The sequence below is a fragment of the Ferruginibacter sp. SUN106 genome (assembly GCF_050611765.1).
Lineage (GTDB): Bacteria > Bacteroidota > Bacteroidia > Chitinophagales > Chitinophagaceae > Ferruginibacter.
Window position 1 is genome coordinate 325,597 of record NZ_JBODJC010000004.1, and the last position, 19,089, is coordinate 344,685.

Annotated in this window: 15 protein-coding genes; 8 read left to right on the forward strand and 7 right to left on the reverse strand. The window is 38.0% G+C overall.

Annotated elements, in window-relative coordinates:
• Positions 1-109 precede the first annotated feature (109 nt).
• Positions 110-643, forward strand: a complete 534-nt coding sequence (locus ACQ334_RS17465) for a transposase (RefSeq protein WP_430989538.1) — start codon at positions 110-112, stop codon at positions 641-643.
• Positions 644-707: 64 nt separating this feature from the next.
• On the opposite strand, the gene ACQ334_RS17470 is transcribed toward ACQ334_RS17465, so the two are convergent.
• The gene (locus ACQ334_RS17470) at positions 708-1,835 is read right to left on the reverse strand and encodes a cysteine desulfurase family protein (protein WP_430989539.1); all 1,128 of its coding nucleotides are present in this window, start codon (positions 1,833-1,835) and stop codon (positions 708-710) included.
• Between the two features lie 80 nt (positions 1,836-1,915).
• Complete coding sequence (glmM, locus tag ACQ334_RS17475; RefSeq protein ID WP_430989540.1) at positions 1,916-3,295, reverse strand: phosphoglucosamine mutase; 1,380 nt, start codon at positions 3,293-3,295, stop codon at positions 1,916-1,918.
• 204 nt (positions 3,296-3,499) lie between these two features.
• On the opposite strand from glmM, the gene ACQ334_RS17480 reads away from it, so the two are divergent.
• A complete protein-coding gene (locus ACQ334_RS17480; RefSeq protein WP_430989541.1) occupies positions 3,500-4,240 on the forward strand; it encodes a class I SAM-dependent methyltransferase in 741 nt (246 codons plus the stop codon).
• Positions 4,241-4,408: 168 nt separating this feature from the next.
• On the opposite strand, the gene ACQ334_RS17485 is transcribed toward ACQ334_RS17480, so the two are convergent.
• Positions 4,409-6,388 carry an LTA synthase family protein gene (locus ACQ334_RS17485; RefSeq protein WP_430989542.1) on the reverse strand — a complete coding sequence of 660 codons (1,980 nt, stop codon included), beginning with the start codon at positions 6,386-6,388 and terminating at the stop codon, positions 4,409-4,411.
• 202 nt (positions 6,389-6,590) lie between these two features.
• A complete protein-coding gene (locus tag ACQ334_RS17490; RefSeq protein WP_430989543.1) occupies positions 6,591-8,606 on the reverse strand; it encodes an LTA synthase family protein in 2,016 nt (671 codons plus the stop codon).
• Positions 8,607-8,683: 77 nt separating this feature from the next.
• Here ACQ334_RS17490 and ACQ334_RS17495 point away from each other — a divergent pair, with 77 nt between their 5' ends.
• Together ACQ334_RS17495 and ACQ334_RS17500 are read left to right on the forward strand one after the other, a co-directional pair.
• Positions 8,684-9,247, forward strand: a complete 564-nt coding sequence (locus ACQ334_RS17495; protein WP_430989544.1) for a phosphatase PAP2 family protein — start codon at positions 8,684-8,686, stop codon at positions 9,245-9,247.
• 4 nt (positions 9,248-9,251) lie between these two features.
• Positions 9,252-10,550, forward strand: coding sequence for a hemolysin family protein (locus tag ACQ334_RS17500; RefSeq protein WP_430989545.1), 1,299 nt, complete (start codon positions 9,252-9,254; stop codon positions 10,548-10,550).
• Between the two features lie 2 nt (positions 10,551-10,552).
• Here the strand turns inward: ACQ334_RS17500 and ACQ334_RS17505 are convergent, their stop codons facing one another.
• Entirely contained in the window at positions 10,553-11,080 is a 528-nt protein-coding gene (locus tag ACQ334_RS17505; protein ID WP_430989546.1) for a DUF6702 family protein, read from the reverse strand.
• Between the two features lie 85 nt (positions 11,081-11,165).
• On the opposite strand from ACQ334_RS17505, the gene ACQ334_RS17510 reads away from it, so the two are divergent.
• From ACQ334_RS17510 to ACQ334_RS17520, 3 genes are all read left to right on the forward strand, one after another.
• Positions 11,166-11,744 (forward strand): HupE/UreJ family protein, encoded by a 579-nt coding sequence (locus ACQ334_RS17510; RefSeq protein ID WP_430989547.1) that lies wholly within the window; start codon positions 11,166-11,168, stop codon positions 11,742-11,744.
• 118 nt (positions 11,745-11,862) lie between these two features.
• Complete coding sequence (locus tag ACQ334_RS17515) at positions 11,863-14,250, forward strand: M1 family metallopeptidase (protein ID WP_430989548.1); 2,388 nt, start codon at positions 11,863-11,865, stop codon at positions 14,248-14,250.
• Between the two features lie 90 nt (positions 14,251-14,340).
• Positions 14,341-15,153, forward strand: a complete 813-nt coding sequence (locus ACQ334_RS17520) for an alpha/beta hydrolase (RefSeq protein ID WP_430989549.1) — start codon at positions 14,341-14,343, stop codon at positions 15,151-15,153.
• Between the two features lie 6 nt (positions 15,154-15,159).
• On the opposite strand, the gene ACQ334_RS17525 is transcribed toward ACQ334_RS17520, so the two are convergent.
• Together ACQ334_RS17525 and ACQ334_RS17530 are read right to left on the reverse strand one after the other, a co-directional pair.
• Positions 15,160-15,684: a hypothetical protein gene (locus ACQ334_RS17525; RefSeq protein WP_430989550.1), complete on the reverse strand. Its 525-nt coding sequence runs from the start codon at positions 15,682-15,684 to the stop codon at positions 15,160-15,162.
• A 25-nt stretch (positions 15,685-15,709) separates the two neighbouring features.
• Positions 15,710-16,393 (reverse strand): hypothetical protein, encoded by a 684-nt coding sequence (locus ACQ334_RS17530; RefSeq protein ID WP_430989551.1) that lies wholly within the window; start codon positions 16,391-16,393, stop codon positions 15,710-15,712.
• Between the two features lie 25 nt (positions 16,394-16,418).
• Between ACQ334_RS17530 and ACQ334_RS17535 the strand changes: the two genes are divergently transcribed.
• Positions 16,419-18,977, forward strand: a complete 2,559-nt coding sequence (locus tag ACQ334_RS17535; RefSeq protein ID WP_430989552.1) for a VPS10 domain-containing protein — start codon at positions 16,419-16,421, stop codon at positions 18,975-18,977.
• Positions 18,978-19,089: the final 112 nt, after the last annotated feature.

Consider the following 19,089-nt stretch of genomic DNA (forward strand, 5'->3'; position numbering starts at 1 on the left):
TTTGATTTTCGCCATCGGCGAAAATAGAACACGCCAAAGGCATGTTCCTACATGCAACCATTTTCCCTGCATAATTATCATAGAAAAGAATCAAAAAGGGAACTTTTCTATGTACAAAAAAAATAAACAGTATCGTTTATACAATTACGATTATTCTCAGAACGGATATTATTTTATAACAATTGTCACTAAAGACAGAGAACATTTTTTTGGAAAAATTGCTAATCAGGAAATTACATTAACTGTAATTGGCGAGTATGTAAAAAGTAATATTCTTAAATTTTATGTAGACGAAGATCTGGACAATCCTTATCAAAATAATCCATCCTATATCAATGCTAATACAACTATTACTTCCATAACTGAGTGGTCGGTGCTTCCCGATCATATCCACCTTATTGTTGAAATAATTAATTTAGAAAATAAAGCATACAGCAGTATTACAGGTTTATCTCCTTTGGTAAAAGGCTCAGTAAGCTCATTTATTAATCATTTTAAGGGACATGTAAAAAAGTGGTGTAACGAAAATAATTTTCCTGCTTTTAACTGGCAAAGCAGATTTCATGACCGGGTAATTCGTAATGAAGTAGAATATGAAAATATTGCTCTCTACATTCGAAACAATGTGTTGAATTGGCGGTAGGACAAAGGCTTCGGTATGTTCTATTTTCGCCGTCGGCGAAAATGAATTTGCCAAAGGCAAATTCCTACACCAGAGATTTCAACTTCTCCACTACGGCATCCACTTCTGCCTTAGTATTGTGCTTACTAAAACTAAAACGCACGGTTACCTGGTTGGGATTATTGTTGATGGCACGTATAACATGGCTGCCCTGGTCGGCACCACTGGTGCAGGCGCTGCCGCCACTGGCACAAATATTATTAATATCCATGTTGAACAAAATCATTTCTGATTTTTCTGTTTTAGGAAAACTTACACTGAGGACGGTGTATAAACTGCGGCCCAAAGTATCGCCGTTGAAGGAAACACCGGGAATATTCTTTTTCAATTCATCCATCATATAATACTTCAACGTACCAATGAAGGCGCTGTCTTCTTCATAACCTGCGGTAGCCATTTCCAAAGCTTTGGCAAAGCCAACAATGCCATACAAATTTTCTGTGCCTGCACGCATGTTACGCTCTTGTGAGCCGCCATGTACAAAGGGTTTTATTTTTACATTTTCGTTGATATATAAAATGCCCACACCTTTTGGCCCGTGAAATTTATGTGCTGCGCCGGTAATAAAATGCACCGGGGTATTTCTAAGATCGAAAGGAAAGTGGCCAACAGTTTGTACCGTGTCACTATGAAAAATGGCGTTGTATAATTTACAGAGATTACCTACTGCATGAATATCTAAAATATTACCAATTTCATTGTTGGCGTGCATTAATGTAACCAATGTTTTTTCGTTGCTGCCGGCTAACAATTTTTCCAGGTCTTCAATGTCTACATGTCCGTTGGGTAATAGTTTTACATAGCTTACCTTGGCAATGTCTAAATTATCTGCATGTTCAACAGAATGCGATACTGCATGATGTTCGATAGGAGAAGTGATGATATGTTTGCAACCTAAATCTCTGACGGCAGCGGTAATAGCCGTGTTGCTGCTTTCGGTACCGCCGCTGGTAAAAAATATTTCTGCGGGGTGTGCATTTAGAATTTTAGCCACCGATTTCCTGGCGGCTTCAATGGCCATCCTTGTTTCTCTTCCATAAGAATAAATAGAAGAGGGGTTACCAAATTTTTCAGTTAAATAAGGCATCATGGTTTCCAGTACTTGTGGATCCAGTGCGGTGGTGGCTGCGTTGTCGAAGTAGATTCTGTTCATAATAAGGCTCCAAGCTACAAGGGGAATAGCTGCAAGTGATTTAACCTTATGGCTTGTAGCTTGCCACTTGCAACTCCTGATTACATCATCTGCCCTATATCCTGCATTAATCTTTTTGCAATATTATCGGCAGTAGTTTCAAAATTACTTTCAGCATAAATACGAACAATGGGTTCGGTATTGCTGGTACGCAAATGTACCCAGTCAGTATCAAACTCGATCTTTAAACCATCTTCAGTATTGATCGGCTGGTTTTTATATTTTGCTTTTATCTTTTCAAAAATTTCTTTTACATCAGTACCATTTTCTAAGGCAATTTTATTCTTGCTCATAAAATAATCAGGATAGGTATTGCGTAATTGTTTGATGCTTTTTTTGCTGTTGGCTAAATGCGTAAGAAATAATGCTATGCCAATCAATGCATCCCTTCCGTAATGCAGATCAGGAACAATGATACCACCATTACCTTCACCACCAATCACTGCATTTACAGCTTTCATTTTATTTACCACATTCACTTCGCCTACTGCACTGGGGAAATATTCGCCGCCATGTTTTATGGTCACATCTTTCAATGCTCTTGTAGAAGACATATTGCTAACCGTATTGCCTTTTCTTTTACTCAACACATAATCAGCAACGGCTACTAAAGTATACTCTTCGCCAAACATGCTGCCATCTTCACACACAAAACAAAGGCGGTCCACATCTGGATCAACAGCAATACCTAAAGACGCATTTTCTTTAACTACTTCATTGCTCAATTGTGTAAGATGTTCTGGTAAAGGCTCAGGGTTATGTGCAAATTTACCATTCACTTCTTCGTTAATTACCACAATGTCTTTTACACCCAAGGCTTTTAATAATGCAGGTACTGCAATAGCGCCCGTACTATTTACTGCATCTATAACAATTTTAAATTTACTTTTTTTAATAGCTGCAACATCCACCAATTCATAATTCACCACAGCATCAATATGTTTTTGTAATAAGCTTTCATCTTTTGTATAAGTGCCTAATTTATCCACTGCAGCAAAATTAAAATCTTCGCTGGCAGCTAAATCTAAAATTAGTTTTCCTTCATCACCGCTGATGAATTCGCCTTTGTTATTTAATAATTTTAAAGCATTCCATTCTTTTGGGTTATGGCTGGCCGTTAGTATAATACCTCCGGCGGCTTCTTCAAATTTTACCGCCATTTCAACAGTAGGGGTGGTGCTTAATCCAAGATCAATCACATGTAATCCTAATCCCAATAAAGTGTTTACAACTAAGCTGCTTACCATTTCGCCGCTTATCCTTCCATCTCTTCCGATAACTATTTTATTATTGCTGCTTTGCTGCATCAGCCAGGTGCCATAGGCTGCAGAAAATTTAACTATGTCAAGCGGAGTAAGGTTATCATTCGTTTTTCCGCCAATAGTGCCTCTTATTCCGGATATGCTTTTTATCAGTGCCATACGCTTCGTGTTTTAGGGAGGGCAAAGATAAGAAAAGTTATGCGTTGAAAAGTTACGGATTACGGGGTTTAAAGTTACAGGTTACGGGTTATTTTTGTTATTGATTGTTTTGCCAGGTAACTTTCGCTAACGATAATTAACCCGTAACTTTTTTAACCTGTAACTTATTAACCCGTAACCCTTTTAACCCGTAACTTTGCAGCTATGCAACAGCCCTGGTTTAAAGACTGGTTCAATTCGCCTTATTATCATCAGCTTTATTTTAAAAGAGATGAAAATGAGGCGGCTGCATTTGTTGATAAACTGATTGATTACCTTAAGCCGGAATGTGGAAATACTATGCTGGATGTGGCTTGTGGCAAAGGCCGCCATTCCATTCAGCTGGCGGGCAAGGGTTTTGATGTTACAGGTATCGACCTGAGTGAAGATAGTATTAATGAGGCGCTGCAACACGAAGCTGATAACCTGCATTTTTACCGCCACGATATGCGCCTGCCTTTCTGGATCAATTATTTTAATTATGCATTTAATTTTTTTACCAGTTTTGGCTATTTTAAAACCCGCCGGGAGCATGATAATGCCATACGAACTATTGCACAGGCCATAAAACCGGGCGGTACTTTTGTAATGGATTATTTAAATGTGCATTATGCCGAAGATCACCTGGTACACCAGTCAGAAAAAGAAATTGACGGCGTGAATTTCCTGATCACAAAATGGTATGATGAAACCCATTTTTATAAAAAAATTATTATTGAAGATGAAGCCATGCATCATGAGCCGATGATCTACACAGAAAAAGTGGCTAAATTTTCTTTGGGAGATTTTACAGAAATGTTTGCTTACCAGGGATTGCAGATTCAGGAAGTTTTTGGGGATTATAATTTTGCTAATTATGATGTTAGAAAAACACCGAGATTGATCATGATTGCGAAGAAAGCGTGAGAACGTGAATGGTGAGTCGTCAGTCGTGAGGCAGACTCTGACTTTTTAAGCCGCATTCAGTTGGCAAAGTGCTGATTATTTCAAAAGTATTTTATTGCTTACATGTCTTTACAATGAAAAGCAGAAAGGTAAAATTATAATGCCACTCACGCCTCACCACTCACGCCATCACTTCTTTCGGTTATTCACCAACATCCATTTACTGGTTTCAAAAATTGCAGAGGTTAGCTGCGATAATTTATTTTTAATTGAATCGGATTGATGTGCGGTTAGCGGCGGAAGGCCATCTTTAACGGGCACTAATTCCTGCTGGGTGATATTGATGTTCTTTACAAAATAATAATCATCAGTGATGATGCCAATATTGCCTTCATCATGATGAATGATAAATGCAGCGTGAAAAATATCCGGTTGATTGATCACATCTCTTCCTAAAGTAGTGTTGGTATAAGGCTGATGTATCATGCCGGCAAGAGTAGGCAACAAATCGATTTGCGAAACGGTGTAATGATAAGTTTGCGGTTGCAACAATGAAGGTGCGTAATACAACAATGGTACATGTTCATCACTGAGGCGATGAGAATTCCATGCTTTTGGGTATACCGCACCGGATTCTCCTTCCACACCATGGTCGCCAACAAAAACAAAAATGGTATTACTAAAATATGGCTGTTGCCTGGCAGACTCAATAAATTTCTTAAAACAAAAATCGGTATAACAAAAGGCCTGGTATTCTTCCTGCGACTCAAAGCCATTTTTTGCTAAAGTTTCTTTGTCTACTTTTTCGCAGGTGAATTCTTTTTCATCAGGTGGCAGCATAAAAGGCCGGTGGTTATGCGCTGTCTGAATAACTGCAAAGAAAGGTTTGTTCTGTTGTTTCAACACATCACCTGCTTCGGCAAACAGATCTTTATCACTGATGCCCCAAACATTTATTTCCGGCGATTTATATTTTCCCTTTTCATAAATATCAATGCCATCTACATTATTCATTAATCCCCTGAAATTATTGAACTGGCTTCTGCCCCCGATAAAATAAAATTTATTGTAGCCTTCAAAATTGTTGATGATGGTTTGTTGATTTACAGCTTCAGGATTTTGTGTGGAGAATTTAGCCAGCTGTACATCGGGAATGCCGGTGATGGTAGCAAAAATTCCTCTTGCAGTACCAAAAGTAGGCGTAAAGCAACGGTCGAAAAAAATACCATTCTTACACAACTCGTTAAAGTAAGGCGTGCTGTTAAGTTTGTTACCACTCATACTGCTCTTGTACATGCTGAAACTTTCGCAAAGCACCAATACCACGTTGGGCTTGCTTTCCAGCCCATGGCTATTGGGCAGCATTGTTCTTTCGTAGTTGAATTTTGACTCTGTCAATGAATCTAATTGCAGATACGCAGCAATATCTTTATAATATTTTGCAGCACCGCTGGTATTAAAATCGGGCTTGCGCTGTTTTAAGGAAGTAATAAAATTCTGGAACGGGTTTAATGCCAGGTAGCTTTTAAAATTATCATTCAGTTTATAAGCGTCCTGCCGTGTTAGTGGTTTTAATTGCAGAAAGCCATATACAAACCAAAACATCATCAGCAGCGCTAATAAATACCAGCGGCGTTTGTATTCAAATTTGTGCCAGTAATTATTGGCATCCACTGCTCCGTGTGTACTACGGAATAGTTTTGCAGTAAAGAATACCGCAATGCCCAGCCCGATCAGTATCCATACAATAGGATAAGATTGCCAAACCATGCGGAACATTTCGTAGGGATCATCTTTAAAATTTAAAGCGCTGGCGCCAATCCGGGTATGGTTGTAACTGAAGTTGCCAAAATCGGCACCATAAAAAAACATGATCACCAGGGTGATGATGGCAAGGTAGATCGTCCACAATTTTTTTGTACGGGCCGAATGAAAAGGCGAAAACCTTTTAAATATCGACAACACAATAATAGGAGATAATACAATAGCGATCCAACGCAGATCGTATTTAAGGCCCAGCCAGAAAGACGGTATCAATTCTACAATGCCAATGGTTTTGGGTTTAAAAAGAACGGCTGTAGCAATACGGAATGCGGTAAACATACACAGGTAGATAATAAACAACTTTATTATCCATTGAATGGTTTTAGAAACTTTCCATTTTCTCATCTTGTGTATTAACCTAAGGATTTAAACGAGTGCGAATATAATAATCAATAGGGAGAAATACGGACTTATAATTACAAAGGGTAGGCGGTTTATATTGCAGACTTGTTAAATTTACGGGTTACGGGTTGTTTTTGTTAATTATTGTTTGCGAAGTCTATTTCGCTAACAATAATTAACACGTAACTCTTCTAACCCGTAACTCTTACTTTTTTTTATTATTCAACATTAAGTATTTAGCTGTTTCGTAATATGCATCTGTTAACCTGGATAAATAATTCCTGGTGCTGTCTGTCTGCGGATTTTTTTCAACAGGGTTATTATTCAGCATCGAAACAAAGTCTTCCTTGCCGGTTTTAATATTTTTAAGAAAGTAATATTGGTTAGAAATAAGCCCGATCGTTTTTACATCATGATCGATAATGAACGCAAATTTTTGTTTTGGAACTACTTTCCAGCCTTGAAATGCAGGAATAGAATCAAACAGGTCTCTTCCAAAAGTATTATTGCGGTAAGGCGTTTTTGCCAATGAAGCCACCGTAGGTAAAATATCTACCTGGCTGCATACATCATGCACTCTTTTTGGCTGTAATAATTTAGGCGCATAAAAAAGTAAGGGCACATGTTCACAGGTAAGGCCTTGTTCGGTCCAGCTTTTTGGAAACATATCTCCGGCACTCCCTCTTATACCATGATCTCCCACAAAAACAAAAATGGTATTATCAAAATATTTTTCTTTTTTAGCTGCTTCAATAAATTGCTGGTAGCCAAAATCGGTATAGCGAAAGGCATTCATCTCTTCATTGCTTTCAAACCCAAAACGTTTTAACGAGTCAGTTGAAAAAGACAATTTTTTAAAAGCACCTTCATCTTCTTTAGGTATGGTGTAAGGCCGGTGGTTATCTGCCGTTTGAATAACTGCAAAGAAAGGTTTGGTTTGTTCTTTCAATACTTTGTTGGCTTCTAAAAAAAGATTTTTATCGCTGATGCCCCATACATCAATATCGCTGGCTTTATAATCGCCTTGTTCATACAGATGAACGCCGCTGATATTGTTGGTAAGCAATCCACGGATATTAGCCCAGGTAGCACTGCCGCCTAAAAAATAATAATTGTTATAACCTTTAAAATCATTGATGATGGTATGCTGGTTTACTGCATTAGGGTTGCGGCTGGCCGTACTGGGACTTTCCACATCGGGTATACCCGTAATGGTAGCCCACACGCCACGTGCAGTACCGTATGCAGGAGTAAAGCAACGATCGAAGAAAACACCATTCTTACTTATCTCATTAAAGAACTGCGTGGTGTTTAAAGGATTGCCATACATGCTGCTTTTATAAGCACTGAAACTTTCGCAGATCACTAAAACTACATTCGGCCTATTAGCGGCTGAATCAGCTGTACTATAGTTTCTTTCAAAATTTAATTGTGAACTATCCGGTTTTTGCACTTCCAGGTAAGTTGCCATTAAATCATAATCTGCTTTTACTTTTTTTATATCAAAAGATGAATTCCTGAAACTTAAAGTGCTGAAAAAACTCTGAAAGGGATTTAGCGCAAGGTTGGATTTAAAATCATCCGATAGATTAAAGGCATCACTCCACCGTAAAGGAAATTGCCCGGGCCTTACTACAATTTTACCCACGATAATTTGTGCTAACACAATAAAACTGATAACGTGTAATAATACACCTCTCCGCTTATAAAAACTATCCTGGTGCAAATAGCTTGCTAATAACCTGCCAAAAAGAAATCTTGCCGCAACTAAAAGAATAATGAGCACTATAGCAGCTTTCACCAGCGGATAAGTTTGCCACATCATGCTAAAAGAAATGCCGGCATCCTGTAAATAATTAAGTACGCTTGCATTTAACCTTTGGTGTAAATAATCAAAATGATAAAAATCTATAAAATAAAATAACACTACAATGGCAAATGCCAATGGCAATAAAAAGTTCCAGAATTTTGTTGCCCCATTATTTTTAAATGGATTTAAAACCGGAATGAAAGTGAGCAACATCATAGCCAATCCAACAATGCAGGCAATTCTTGCATCAAAACGCAGGCCCATTAAAAATGCAGAGCCGGAAAACGCTTTACCGGGAGGATTGTATCTCCAGTAGAAAATAAAGCGGAAAATGGTCATAGTAACCAGCAAGATGATCACGACGGAAAATATCCATCGTAATAATTTAGGTATTCTTTGCAAAAAAAGCATTCGGGTTATTTTATCAGGCTGCTAAATTAGTTTAATTATTTTTGGGTGATTATAATTTAACACTCACCTTAGATTTAATGAAGCAATTGTTATCATACGACCTGGATTTGTTTAAACATATCAACTATAACTGGCAAAATGGTTTTTTCGACTGGCTGATGCCGTGGCTTAGAAATGCCGAAATGTGGTATCCTCTCTATCTTTTTTTACTGCTGCTGGTAACGATAAATTACAAAAAAAACGGCTGGTGGTGGGTATTGTTTTTTGCTGTTACTGTTGCAACAGCAAATTTTGTAAGCAGCTCAATTATTAAAGAGCATATTGCCAGGTTAAGGCCTTGTAATGAACCATCTATTGCAGGCTGGGTAAGGGTTTTGGTGGGATACCGCCCCCAGAGCAGCAGCTTTACCTCTTCCCATGCCACCAACCATTTTGCTATGGGTATGTTTTTATATGTGACACTGAAAAACCAGTTCGGCAAATGGCCTATGTTGTTTCTTTTATGGGCATTTTTTATCTCCTTTGCACAGGTATATGTGGGGGTGCATTACCCACTGGATGTAACCTGCGGAGCACTTATTGGAATACTTATCGGATATTTGTCCGGAAAATCGTTTAACAGAAACTACGGTTTACTATAAAATTATGGGTCCATTAATTATTTTAATTTTATTGATTATCCTCAATGGTCTTTTGGTGATGAGTGAGATAGCTTTGGTAAGTGCAAGAAAGGCAAGGCTGGAAGGGCTTGCTAATAAAGGAGATACGAAAGCAAAAGTGGCACTGGCACTTTCTGAGAACCCGGAGAAATTTTTAGCTACAGCACAAATTTTTATAACACTGATTGCCATTTTATCGGGTGTTTACGCCGAAAGAAAATTAGGGCCTTATGTGGAGCCTTATATTGCAGGAGTAGATTTTTTTAAGCCTTATGCCGAAACCATTTCAACAGTACTTATAGTTGTAGTTGTAACTTTTTTATCTATCATTTTTGGAGAACTGATACCTAAAAGATTAGGCATGCTGCAGGCAGAAAAAATTGCACGCCTTGTTGCAGCGCCAATGAATTTTTTGTCTACCATCACTCTTCCGATTGTGTGGTTGCTTTCAAAAATATCGTATTTATTCTTTAAGGTGATCAATGTAAAAACATCTAATGATAATGCAGTAACAGAAGAAGAGATAAAAGCGATGATCACAGAAGGTAGTGAGCATGGTACTATTGAAGAAGAAGAGAAAGAAATTATTGAAAGAGTATTTCATTTGGGCGACAGGAATATTACATCGCTGATGACGCACCGTACAGATATTGCCTGGTTTGATGGCAGCGAAACGGTGCAACAGGTAAAAGATAAAATGTATACGGTTATTTATTCCAGTTATCCCGTTTGCGAAGAAACGGTGGATAATATCAAAGGTATCATCAGCGTAAAAGATCTGCTGAAAGCCTCGCCGGATGTATTGCTGAAAGACATTGCCAAACCTGCCTTATTTGTACCCGAGAATAATACGGCTTACCAGTTGCTGGAAAAATTTAAAGAAACAAAAATTCATGGTTGCTTTATTGTAAATGAATACGGCACTTTGGAAGGTATGATAACGCTGAATGATATTTTGGAAGCGATAGTGGGAGATGTGCCGCAAACGGGGCAGGATGAATATGAAATTATTGAAAGGGCTGATGGTACTTTTTTAGTAGATGCACAGATTCCGTTTTATGATTTTTTAAGCCGTTTTGAAAAAACAGAATGGATGAATGAAGCTGAGCATGATTTTGATACGCTGGCTGGTTTTGTGTTACATGAGTTAGAGCATATTCCCGGTACCGGTGAAAAATTTGACTGGCGTGGTTTTGATTTTGAAATTATTGATATGGATGGACAAAGAATTGATAAGTTACTGGTAAAAATATCTGAAGAGATCAAAGAAGAAATGGATGAATAAACTCAAAACTCAAAACTAGCTTTATCATCGGGATTAATAAGTTTTGTACTCTTCCTGTTGCCGCCAACCGTTACATGCATAATTTCAATCTGCTCTTTTTTGTATTCGTACAGGATGCTGTTGGTGATATCAATTTTTTTTACGGCAGTGATATTATTAACCTGGTAATAGCTTAGTATGCCTTCTTCCTGTTGTTCGTAGCCAATAAATTGTAAGGCCACTTTTTTGCCATCTACAGTAAGCGTTAAATGCTTTTGCACATAATCACTCACCAGTTTACTCATGGCAGCTTTATCTTTAGGATTAATCAGGTCAACTGTAGTTTTATATACCTGTCGTAATGTTTTTTCAAAATCGTCTGTAAAGATCTTACAGCTTATTTCCAGTGTTTTATCTTTTGCATTGTGTTCAATTTCGGTAACACTCATAAAAATGGGGTGGCTTGCAGCTTTACCGGGCATTATATTTGAAAATACGGGTATATTTACAAGGCTTAAAAAAAGAGACCATTTAAATAAAATTGATACCATTTAGCAAAGATATTAGGTATTAAAAACTAGTTTAAAGATATTTGAACAGCAAAACTAACACAAACATTCAAGCCACAGGCCGTTAATGCAGGATTTTACATTTTATTTAAAATTAGGCTGGGAGCATATTATCAGTTGGGATGCATTGGATCATATACTGTTTGTGCTGGCATTAAGTGCTATTTATTTGCTGAGTAACTGGAAACAGGTGCTGGTGCTGGTAACGGCTTTTACCATCGGGCATTCGCTTACATTGGCTTTAAGCGTTTATAAAATTGTTACTGTAAATGATAATTGGGTGGAATTTCTAATTCCCTGTACCATTGTTGCCACGGCCGTGTTTAATTTTTTGCAAAAGGATTTTACACCCAAATCTTTGCGGTTGAATTATTTTCTTGCCTTGTTCTTTGGATTGATACATGGCCTTGGGTTTGCCAACTACATTCGTTACATGATGGCAAAAGACCAAAGCATGGGCTGGAGTTTGTTTGCTTTTAACTTTGGCCTAGAACTGGGACAGGTAGTAGTAGTGTTATGTATTCTGATGTTGAGCTTTCTGGTAGTGAATACATTGAAACTAAGAAGAAGCTGGTGGGTTTGGGGATTATCGGCCATCGCTTTTTGTATAGCTTTAAATATGGTTGTGGAAAGATGGATATTTTGAAGTGGATGCAAGCATCAGATTAAATAAATTGAAACTAAACTAAATACAGTAAAACATAATCTCCCCGCAGTTCTCCTTTTTGGGATAGGGGTATTAAACACAAACAATAAACTAAAGCATGAAACAAGTAACCTTCCTAGTGATTTTATTTTCAGTTGCGTTTTCTGTTAGTGCACAGGATATCAAAAATAATCCTGGCAGTAACCACGGTAACCGCTTTGAACAATTGGGAACCATTCTTCCCACACCCAACGAATACCGCACTGCAAGCGGTGCACCAGGGCCAAAGTACTGGCAGCAACGTTGCGATTACGATATTACCTGCGAACTGGATGAACCCAACCGCCGTTTAACAGGTAAAGAAACGTTGACGTATTTCAACAATTCTCCTGATGTATTAACTTATTTATGGTTGCAGTTAGATGAGAATTCTCATAGTTCTGTAAATAATTCCGGTTACGATAACAGCAGTATTATGCCTACAAGAATTAATGAAGCCAGTATCCAGGCATTTACAGGTAAAGTGGACAAAGACAGGGAGTATGGCGATAATATTACCCGTGTGGCTGATGCTACCGGCAAATTATTAAAATACACCGTTAATAAAACCATGATGAGGGTGGAATTGCCACAACCATTAAAACCCGGTCAGCAATTTATTTTTAAAATAGATTGGAATTACAATATTATTGAGCGTACCAAATACGGTGGCCGTGGTGGTTTTGAATATTTTGCTGAAGATGGCAATGACCTGTATACCATGACACAGTGGTACCCACGTCTTTGTGTATACAGCGATTTCCAGGGATGGCAGAACCACCAGTTTACAGGCAGTGGCGAATTTGCTTTAACCTTTGGTAATTTTAAAGTAGCGATGACGGTACCTGCTGATCATGTGATCATGGGAACAGGGCAATGCCAGAATTATCCTGCTGTACTTTCTGCTGCAGAATTAAAAAGATGGACTGCTGCACAAACTGCCACTGATGTAACAGAAATTGTAAATCTTGCAGAAGCTACTGCAAAAGAAAAAACAAAATCTACAGCTAAAAAAACATGGATATTCAAAGCAGATATGGTTCGTGATTTTGCATGGGGCTCTTCACGCAAATTTGTATGGGATGCAATGCCTGCTGTAGTAGAAGGCAAAAAAGTAATGTGTATGAGTGCTTATGGAAAAGAAGCCTATAACTTATACAGAAAGTATAGCACCAAAGCGGTAGCACATACTATTAAAACCTACTCAAAATTTACTATTCCTTATCCATACCCTGTAGCGCAAAGTTTAGAGGCCGCTAACGGAATGGAATACCCGATGATTTGTTTCAACTTTGGCCGTTGCGAAAAAGATGGTACTTACAGCGAAGGCACAAAAAATGGTATGCTGGGTGTAGTGATACATGAAGTAGGCCATAACTTTTTCCCGATGATCATCAACAGTGATGAAAGACAATGGACATGGATGGATGAAGGATTGAATTCTTTTGTGGAATATTTAAGTGAGGAATTATGGGATAATAAATATCCTGTGAGTAAAGGACCTGCATACAAGATCACTGATTATATGAGGTTGCCAAAAGATCAGCTGGAACCAATTATGACCAATAGCGAAAACATCGTACAGTTTGGGCCTAATGCGTATAGCAAACCAGCTACTGGTTTAAATATTTTAAGAGAAACCATTATGGGCAGAGACCTGTTTGACTATGCTTTTAAAGAGTATGCAAGGCGTTGGGCATTTAAACATCCTACACCAGCTGATTTGTTCAGAACAATGGAGGATGCCAGCGGTGAAGACTTAGATTGGTACTGGAGAGGCTGGTTTTATGGTACTGAACCATGTGATATTTCCCTGGATACTGTAAAATGGGCAACCTTAAGCACAGAATCTGCAGCGCCACGTTTTGGAGGCGGTAACAATAACAATACACAACCTGTTGCAAAACCTCTCTTAAATACCTTTGATGATATTTCTAAAAAAAGAAACAGGGAAGATAAGAACATTGTTTTTGCAACTGACGCTGACGAATCTTTAAGAGATTTTTACTGGAGATACGACAGGGGGCTGGCTAAAGTAGATACCACACCATTTACTATTACCACGCCACCGGCAGTGATAGATACTTTTACTGAAGCAGAACGTTTTGCAATTGCAGGTAAGAAGAATATCTATGAATTAACATTCAGCAATAAAGGAGGTTTGGTAATGCCGATCATTATTGAATGGACCTATAAAGATGGTACTAAAGAAATTGAAAGGATACCGGTACAGATATGGCGCAAGAATGAAAATAAAGTAGTGAAAGCATTTATGAAAGATAAAGAAGTGGCGTCTATTAAATTAGATCCATTGAGAGAAACTGCCGATATTAATGAAGCTAACAACACATGGCCTGCTGTGGAAACACCAAGCAAGTTCCAGTTGTTTAAAGGTGCTGGCCGTGGCGGCGGACCAAGAGGCGCAGCAGGTGGCGCCGGCAACCCGATGCAAAAAGAAATTAAATAATAGTATTGTAATTAACAAAAAAGCTGACCATTAACAACGGTCAGCTTTTTTGTTTTACGATAATTGTATCTTGCTATATAAATTGTTGTGATGAAAAAAATTACGCTTTTGCTTGTTGTTATATTTATTTCCGTAGCAGGCATTGCTGCAACTGTTGATACGGTTGCCATTTATAGCGATGCCATGCACCAAGCAATCAACTGTGTGGTAATAAAGCCGGATAGTTATAAGAAGAAGAAAAATCATTTTCCTGTAGTGTATTTATTGCATGGCTACAGTGGCAGGTACAGCGATTGGATCATTAAAGTACCGGGCTTAAAAGAACTGGCAGATAAAAATGCAATAATTATTGTTTGCCCGGATGGCGGTTACAGCAGCTGGTATTTTGATAGCCCGGTAGACAGTACTTATAAATATGAGACTTATGTGGCGACAGAAGTGGTGCATTTTATTGATAAAAATTACCGCACTATACCCGATAAAAATCATCGTGCTATCACAGGCTTAAGCATGGGCGGACATGGCGGATTATTTTTAGGCTTGCGCCATGCGGATATTTTTGGTGCTGCAGGATCTATGAGTGGGGGAGTAGACCTGAGTGAAAGCAGGAATCGTTTTGAAATAATAAAACGCATTGGCGATACTACCATTAATGCAAAAAACTGGCACGACTATTCAGTAGTTAACCTGGTTGAAAACTATGCTAACACGCCTTTAAAAATTATTGTTGACTGTGGTGTGGATGATTTTTTTATCAACGGCAACCGCCTGCTGCATAAAAAAATGACGGCATTAAAAATCCAACACGATTATATTGAAAGGCCTGGCGAACACAATTGGGCGTATTGGGAAAATGCGATAAGGTTTCAGTTGTACTTTTTTAAGGAATTTTTTGAGAAATAAGAATAATTACAGGATTATTATATTGGTATTAAACGCCTCCTTTTTATTTCTTCTTTCATTTAAGTACTTAACAATATCAGCTACACCATTTACTTCATTCGAGTAATACCCTGTCCATAAGTCAACGATTTTATTTTGCTCAAACCGGATTAATAAAAGATGGGAAGATACACCCCATCCTCCTGTTAAATAAGTCATTGCCAAAACATTATTACTAACGGAAAGGAATTGTAGTTTTCTTGCCGGAAGCTTTTGAGATGACATACAACAGCATCTGTAATTTTCATTGGGATTAGCAATTGAAAAGTCATGAGCAATTGCATCGAGTTGTTTTTTTATAAACTTTGGAATAGCTTTTTTATCGGTAAAATTTGTAAAGGAGTCGGTGCTTAATTTTTGGATAAAGGGATCTAAATTTTCGTTAGATAATATCTTTGAAGTATCAATCAAATAGGTATACCCTTTTTGTCCTGATACAGCAAAAGGTATAACTAAAAGGAAGGGTAAAATAATTTTAAAACTCTTTATCATAAATCATCATGTATGTAACCTGGTCCTACATTCCCGTTTTTCCATCCCGTATCACATTCTTCTTCCCTTTATTTTTCTTTTCCCATTCCAGCATTTCGGGGGTCTTTTCTACCTTCTTTGGTTTAGCGGCGGCAGGTGCAGCAGTGGTAGCAACAGCATTAGGCTTTTCTAATAGCCCACGGTCGTATTTTTCAAGTTTTATCAATCGGCCACTGCCGGGTTCATAATATTTCCATTCGCCGTGTTTTACGCTGTATTGTTCGGCTTTTACAATTTTGTAATCTACAATTTCATCACTGCCGGTGCCATAAATTGGAATGGTGTCATAAGGTGAATTAGGGTCATATCCTTTCCAGCTTTCTTCACGGTACAGATCACCCAGGTAAGTGTAGTATTGTTGTATGCCATGTTTACCACCCAGTTTATAATTTTCTACACCAATTAAGTCGCTGGTTAAATTGTACAGGCGCCAAACCCCTTCTTTCTTATCATTTTTAAAAAGGCCTTCTTCTTCATAGCCAGGCTCGCCGCGTATTTCATCCACATGCACTACCCATTTGCCCTGTTTTAAACCATTTTTATCAATCGCATTAATGGTGTCGCCTTTCTCACTTATCTTATAAGTTTTATATTGTGCAACGCCATTCATCAAAAACAAAAACTGAATGATGATCAATAAATACAATTCCCGTATTTTTAATACTCTCATTTTTTATACAATTTAATTTTTATTTATGTTACAAAACCTTTCCGGCAAACAGGCACTTAGTATCAGATTGCTGCTAAACAAATTTACAATTTTACTTTTTCTTGTAAGTGTTAATTCTGTATATGCACAAATTAAGCCAACTCCCGCTGCTGAAAGAATAAACGGCCTGCAAAAAAGAAAATTGCTGGAAGATAAGTCGGTGTTGAAAAATATTGCTTTTCGTAATATTGGTCCTGTGCAAATGAATGGCCGTGTGGTAGACATAGAAGCTAATCCAAACGACCCTACGGAATTTTACGTGGCTTATGCCAGCGGCGGATTGTGGTACACCCATACCAATGGTTTAAGCTTTACGCCCATTTTTGATAAAGAAGATGCTTTTACTATTGGTGATGTAGCAGTAAACTGGAAAACAGGGACTATTTGGGTAGGCACCGGTGAGGTAAACAGCAGCCGCTCCTCTTACAGCGGTATCGGAGTGTATAAAAGCAACGACAATGGAAAAACCTGGCAGTATCTTGGCTTGCCCGAAAGTCAGCATATTGGTAAAATAGTGTTGCATCCCACCAATGATAATATTGCATGGGTGGCGGCATTGGGGCATTTATATTCTGCCAATAAAGAACGTGGTGTGTATAAAACTACCGATGGCGGTAAAACATGGAAACAAACTTTGTATGTAGATGATAATACCGGCGCAGTGGAAATGGATATCAATAATCAAAACCCGATGGAATTATATGCCACTACCTGGTACCGTGAAAGAAGGGCTTACGACTGGAAAGAAAGTGGTAAAACATCTGCCATTTATAAAAGTACTGATGGTGGTGATACCTGGAAACCCATTACATTACCCGGCAGTGGATTTGCTACCGGAGATAAATTAGGAAGAATAGGCGTAGCGGTATTTCAAAAAAATCCAAACATTGTGTATGCAGTCATCGATAATAATAACTTAAAGCCTGATACTGCAAAGAAAAAAATTGATAGTACAAAGTATAATCTTGATGATTTTAAAAATATCACCAAAGAAAATTTTGCCACATTAAATGATAAAAAGTTAGACAGCTTTTTAATACGCAGTGGTTTTGATGCAAAATACCGTTCTGCATCAGTAAAAGAACTGGTGAAGAATGATAAAGTAAAACCAACAGCAGTGTACGAATGGCTGGTGGCCGATGATGGTTTTCAAAATGCAGGTATTATTGGTTGTGAAGTATACCGCAGTGATGATGCCGGTATTACCTGGAAAAAAACAAATACAAAAGCACTGACAACATTCAGTACTTATGGTTATTATTTTGCCAAACTAAGTGTATCTGCTACCGATGAAAATAAAGTAGTGGTATTAGGTTTTGACTGTATCTACAGCAACGATGCCGGCAAAACTTTTAAATCTACCGATAAAAATAATACCCATGCCGATTGGCATGCCTGCTGGATGAATCCTGTACGTGACGGCCATTGGATAGCAGGCAATGATGGAGGTTGCAATATCACTTACGATTATGGTAAGCATTGGTTTAAAGTAGCCACTATTCCTGTAGGGCAGTTTTATGGTATTGCTACAGATGATGCTAAACCTTATAACGTGTATGGTGGCTTGCAGGATAATGGTACCTGGTTTGGCAGCAGCAAATTAAACAACGGGTTTTCAAGTGATGATGACGATGATGAAACTGAAAAAGAAGATGGACCTGATGCTTACAGCTGGAAGGCGATTGGCGGTGGCGATGGTATGCAGGTGCAGGTAGATACAAGAGATAACAAAACTGTTTATGCAGGTTCGCAATTTGGTTTTTATAGCAGAAGAAATACAGATGGAGGAAGAGGTGCAGGCATTCATCCTATGCATGAATTGGGCGAAGCAAAATTGCGTTACAACTGGCAAACACCCATATGGTTGAGTAAGCATAGTCAGGATGTTTTTTATTATGGCAGTAATAAATTTCACCGCAGTTTAAATAAAGGAGAAAAATTAGAAACATTAAGTGGCGATTTAACTAATGGCAAACATGAAGGTAAAGTTCCTTTTGGTACCTTAACCACCATTGTAGAATCTCCCTTAAAATTTGGATTGATCTATGTTGGCAGTGATGATGGTAATATACAGGTAACTAAAGATGGTGGTTATAACTGGTCAAAAATAAATGTACAGGTAAAAAATGTTCCGCAGGGTTTGTATGTAAGCCGTGTTACTCCTTCTGCTTATAAGGAGTCGAGAGTGTATGCTACATTAAATGGTTACCGCAATGATAATTTTATTGCCTATTTATTTGTGAGTGAAGATTACGGAACCACCTGGATACAATTAGGCAACGACTTACCAGCTGAGCCTTTGAATGTAATTAAGGAAGATCCTAAAAAAGAAAATATAATTTATGTAGGCAGCGATAATGGTCTGTATGTTTCTTTTGATATGGGTAAATCATTTATGACGATAGGAAATTTACCCCGTGTGCCCGTTCATGATATTACAGTTCAGCAAAGAGATAACGAACTGGTGGTTGGTACACATGGCCGCAGCATTTTTATTGCAAAATTAGAAGCGGTGCAGGCAGCTTACGAAAAAGCAAAACAATAACTTACTGATAACTGGTTGTTCAGATATCAGTAGCCTTCTTTTTTATGCCACTAAGTAATTTCTTAGTGGCATTATTTTTTGACAATTTTTAATAAGGTGATATCAATCATTT

Coding starts and splice junctions, on each gene's coding strand:
- ACQ334_RS17465 (WP_430989538.1), top strand. CDS start 110: ATGTACAAAAAAAATAAACAGTATCGTTTATACAATTACGATTATTCT.
- ACQ334_RS17470 (WP_430989539.1), bottom strand. CDS start 1,835: ATGAACAGAATCTACTTCGACAACGCAGCCACCACCGCACTGGATCCA.
- glmM (WP_430989540.1), bottom strand. CDS start 3,295: ATGGCACTGATAAAAAGCATATCCGGAATAAGAGGCACTATTGGCGGA.
- ACQ334_RS17480 (WP_430989541.1), top strand. CDS start 3,500: ATGCAACAGCCCTGGTTTAAAGACTGGTTCAATTCGCCTTATTATCAT.
- ACQ334_RS17485 (WP_430989542.1), bottom strand. CDS start 6,388: ATGAGAAAATGGAAAGTTTCTAAAACCATTCAATGGATAATAAAGTTG.
- ACQ334_RS17490 (WP_430989543.1), bottom strand. CDS start 8,606: ATGCTTTTTTTGCAAAGAATACCTAAATTATTACGATGGATATTTTCC.
- ACQ334_RS17495 (WP_430989544.1), top strand. CDS start 8,684: ATGAAGCAATTGTTATCATACGACCTGGATTTGTTTAAACATATCAAC.
- ACQ334_RS17500 (WP_430989545.1), top strand. CDS start 9,252: ATGGGTCCATTAATTATTTTAATTTTATTGATTATCCTCAATGGTCTT.
- ACQ334_RS17505 (WP_430989546.1), bottom strand. CDS start 11,080: ATGGTATCAATTTTATTTAAATGGTCTCTTTTTTTAAGCCTTGTAAAT.
- ACQ334_RS17510 (WP_430989547.1), top strand. CDS start 11,166: ATGCAGGATTTTACATTTTATTTAAAATTAGGCTGGGAGCATATTATC.
- ACQ334_RS17515 (WP_430989548.1), top strand. CDS start 11,863: ATGAAACAAGTAACCTTCCTAGTGATTTTATTTTCAGTTGCGTTTTCT.
- ACQ334_RS17520 (WP_430989549.1), top strand. CDS start 14,341: ATGAAAAAAATTACGCTTTTGCTTGTTGTTATATTTATTTCCGTAGCA.
- ACQ334_RS17525 (WP_430989550.1), bottom strand. CDS start 15,684: ATGATAAAGAGTTTTAAAATTATTTTACCCTTCCTTTTAGTTATACCT.
- ACQ334_RS17530 (WP_430989551.1), bottom strand. CDS start 16,393: ATGAGAGTATTAAAAATACGGGAATTGTATTTATTGATCATCATTCAG.
- ACQ334_RS17535 (WP_430989552.1), top strand. CDS start 16,419: ATGTTACAAAACCTTTCCGGCAAACAGGCACTTAGTATCAGATTGCTG.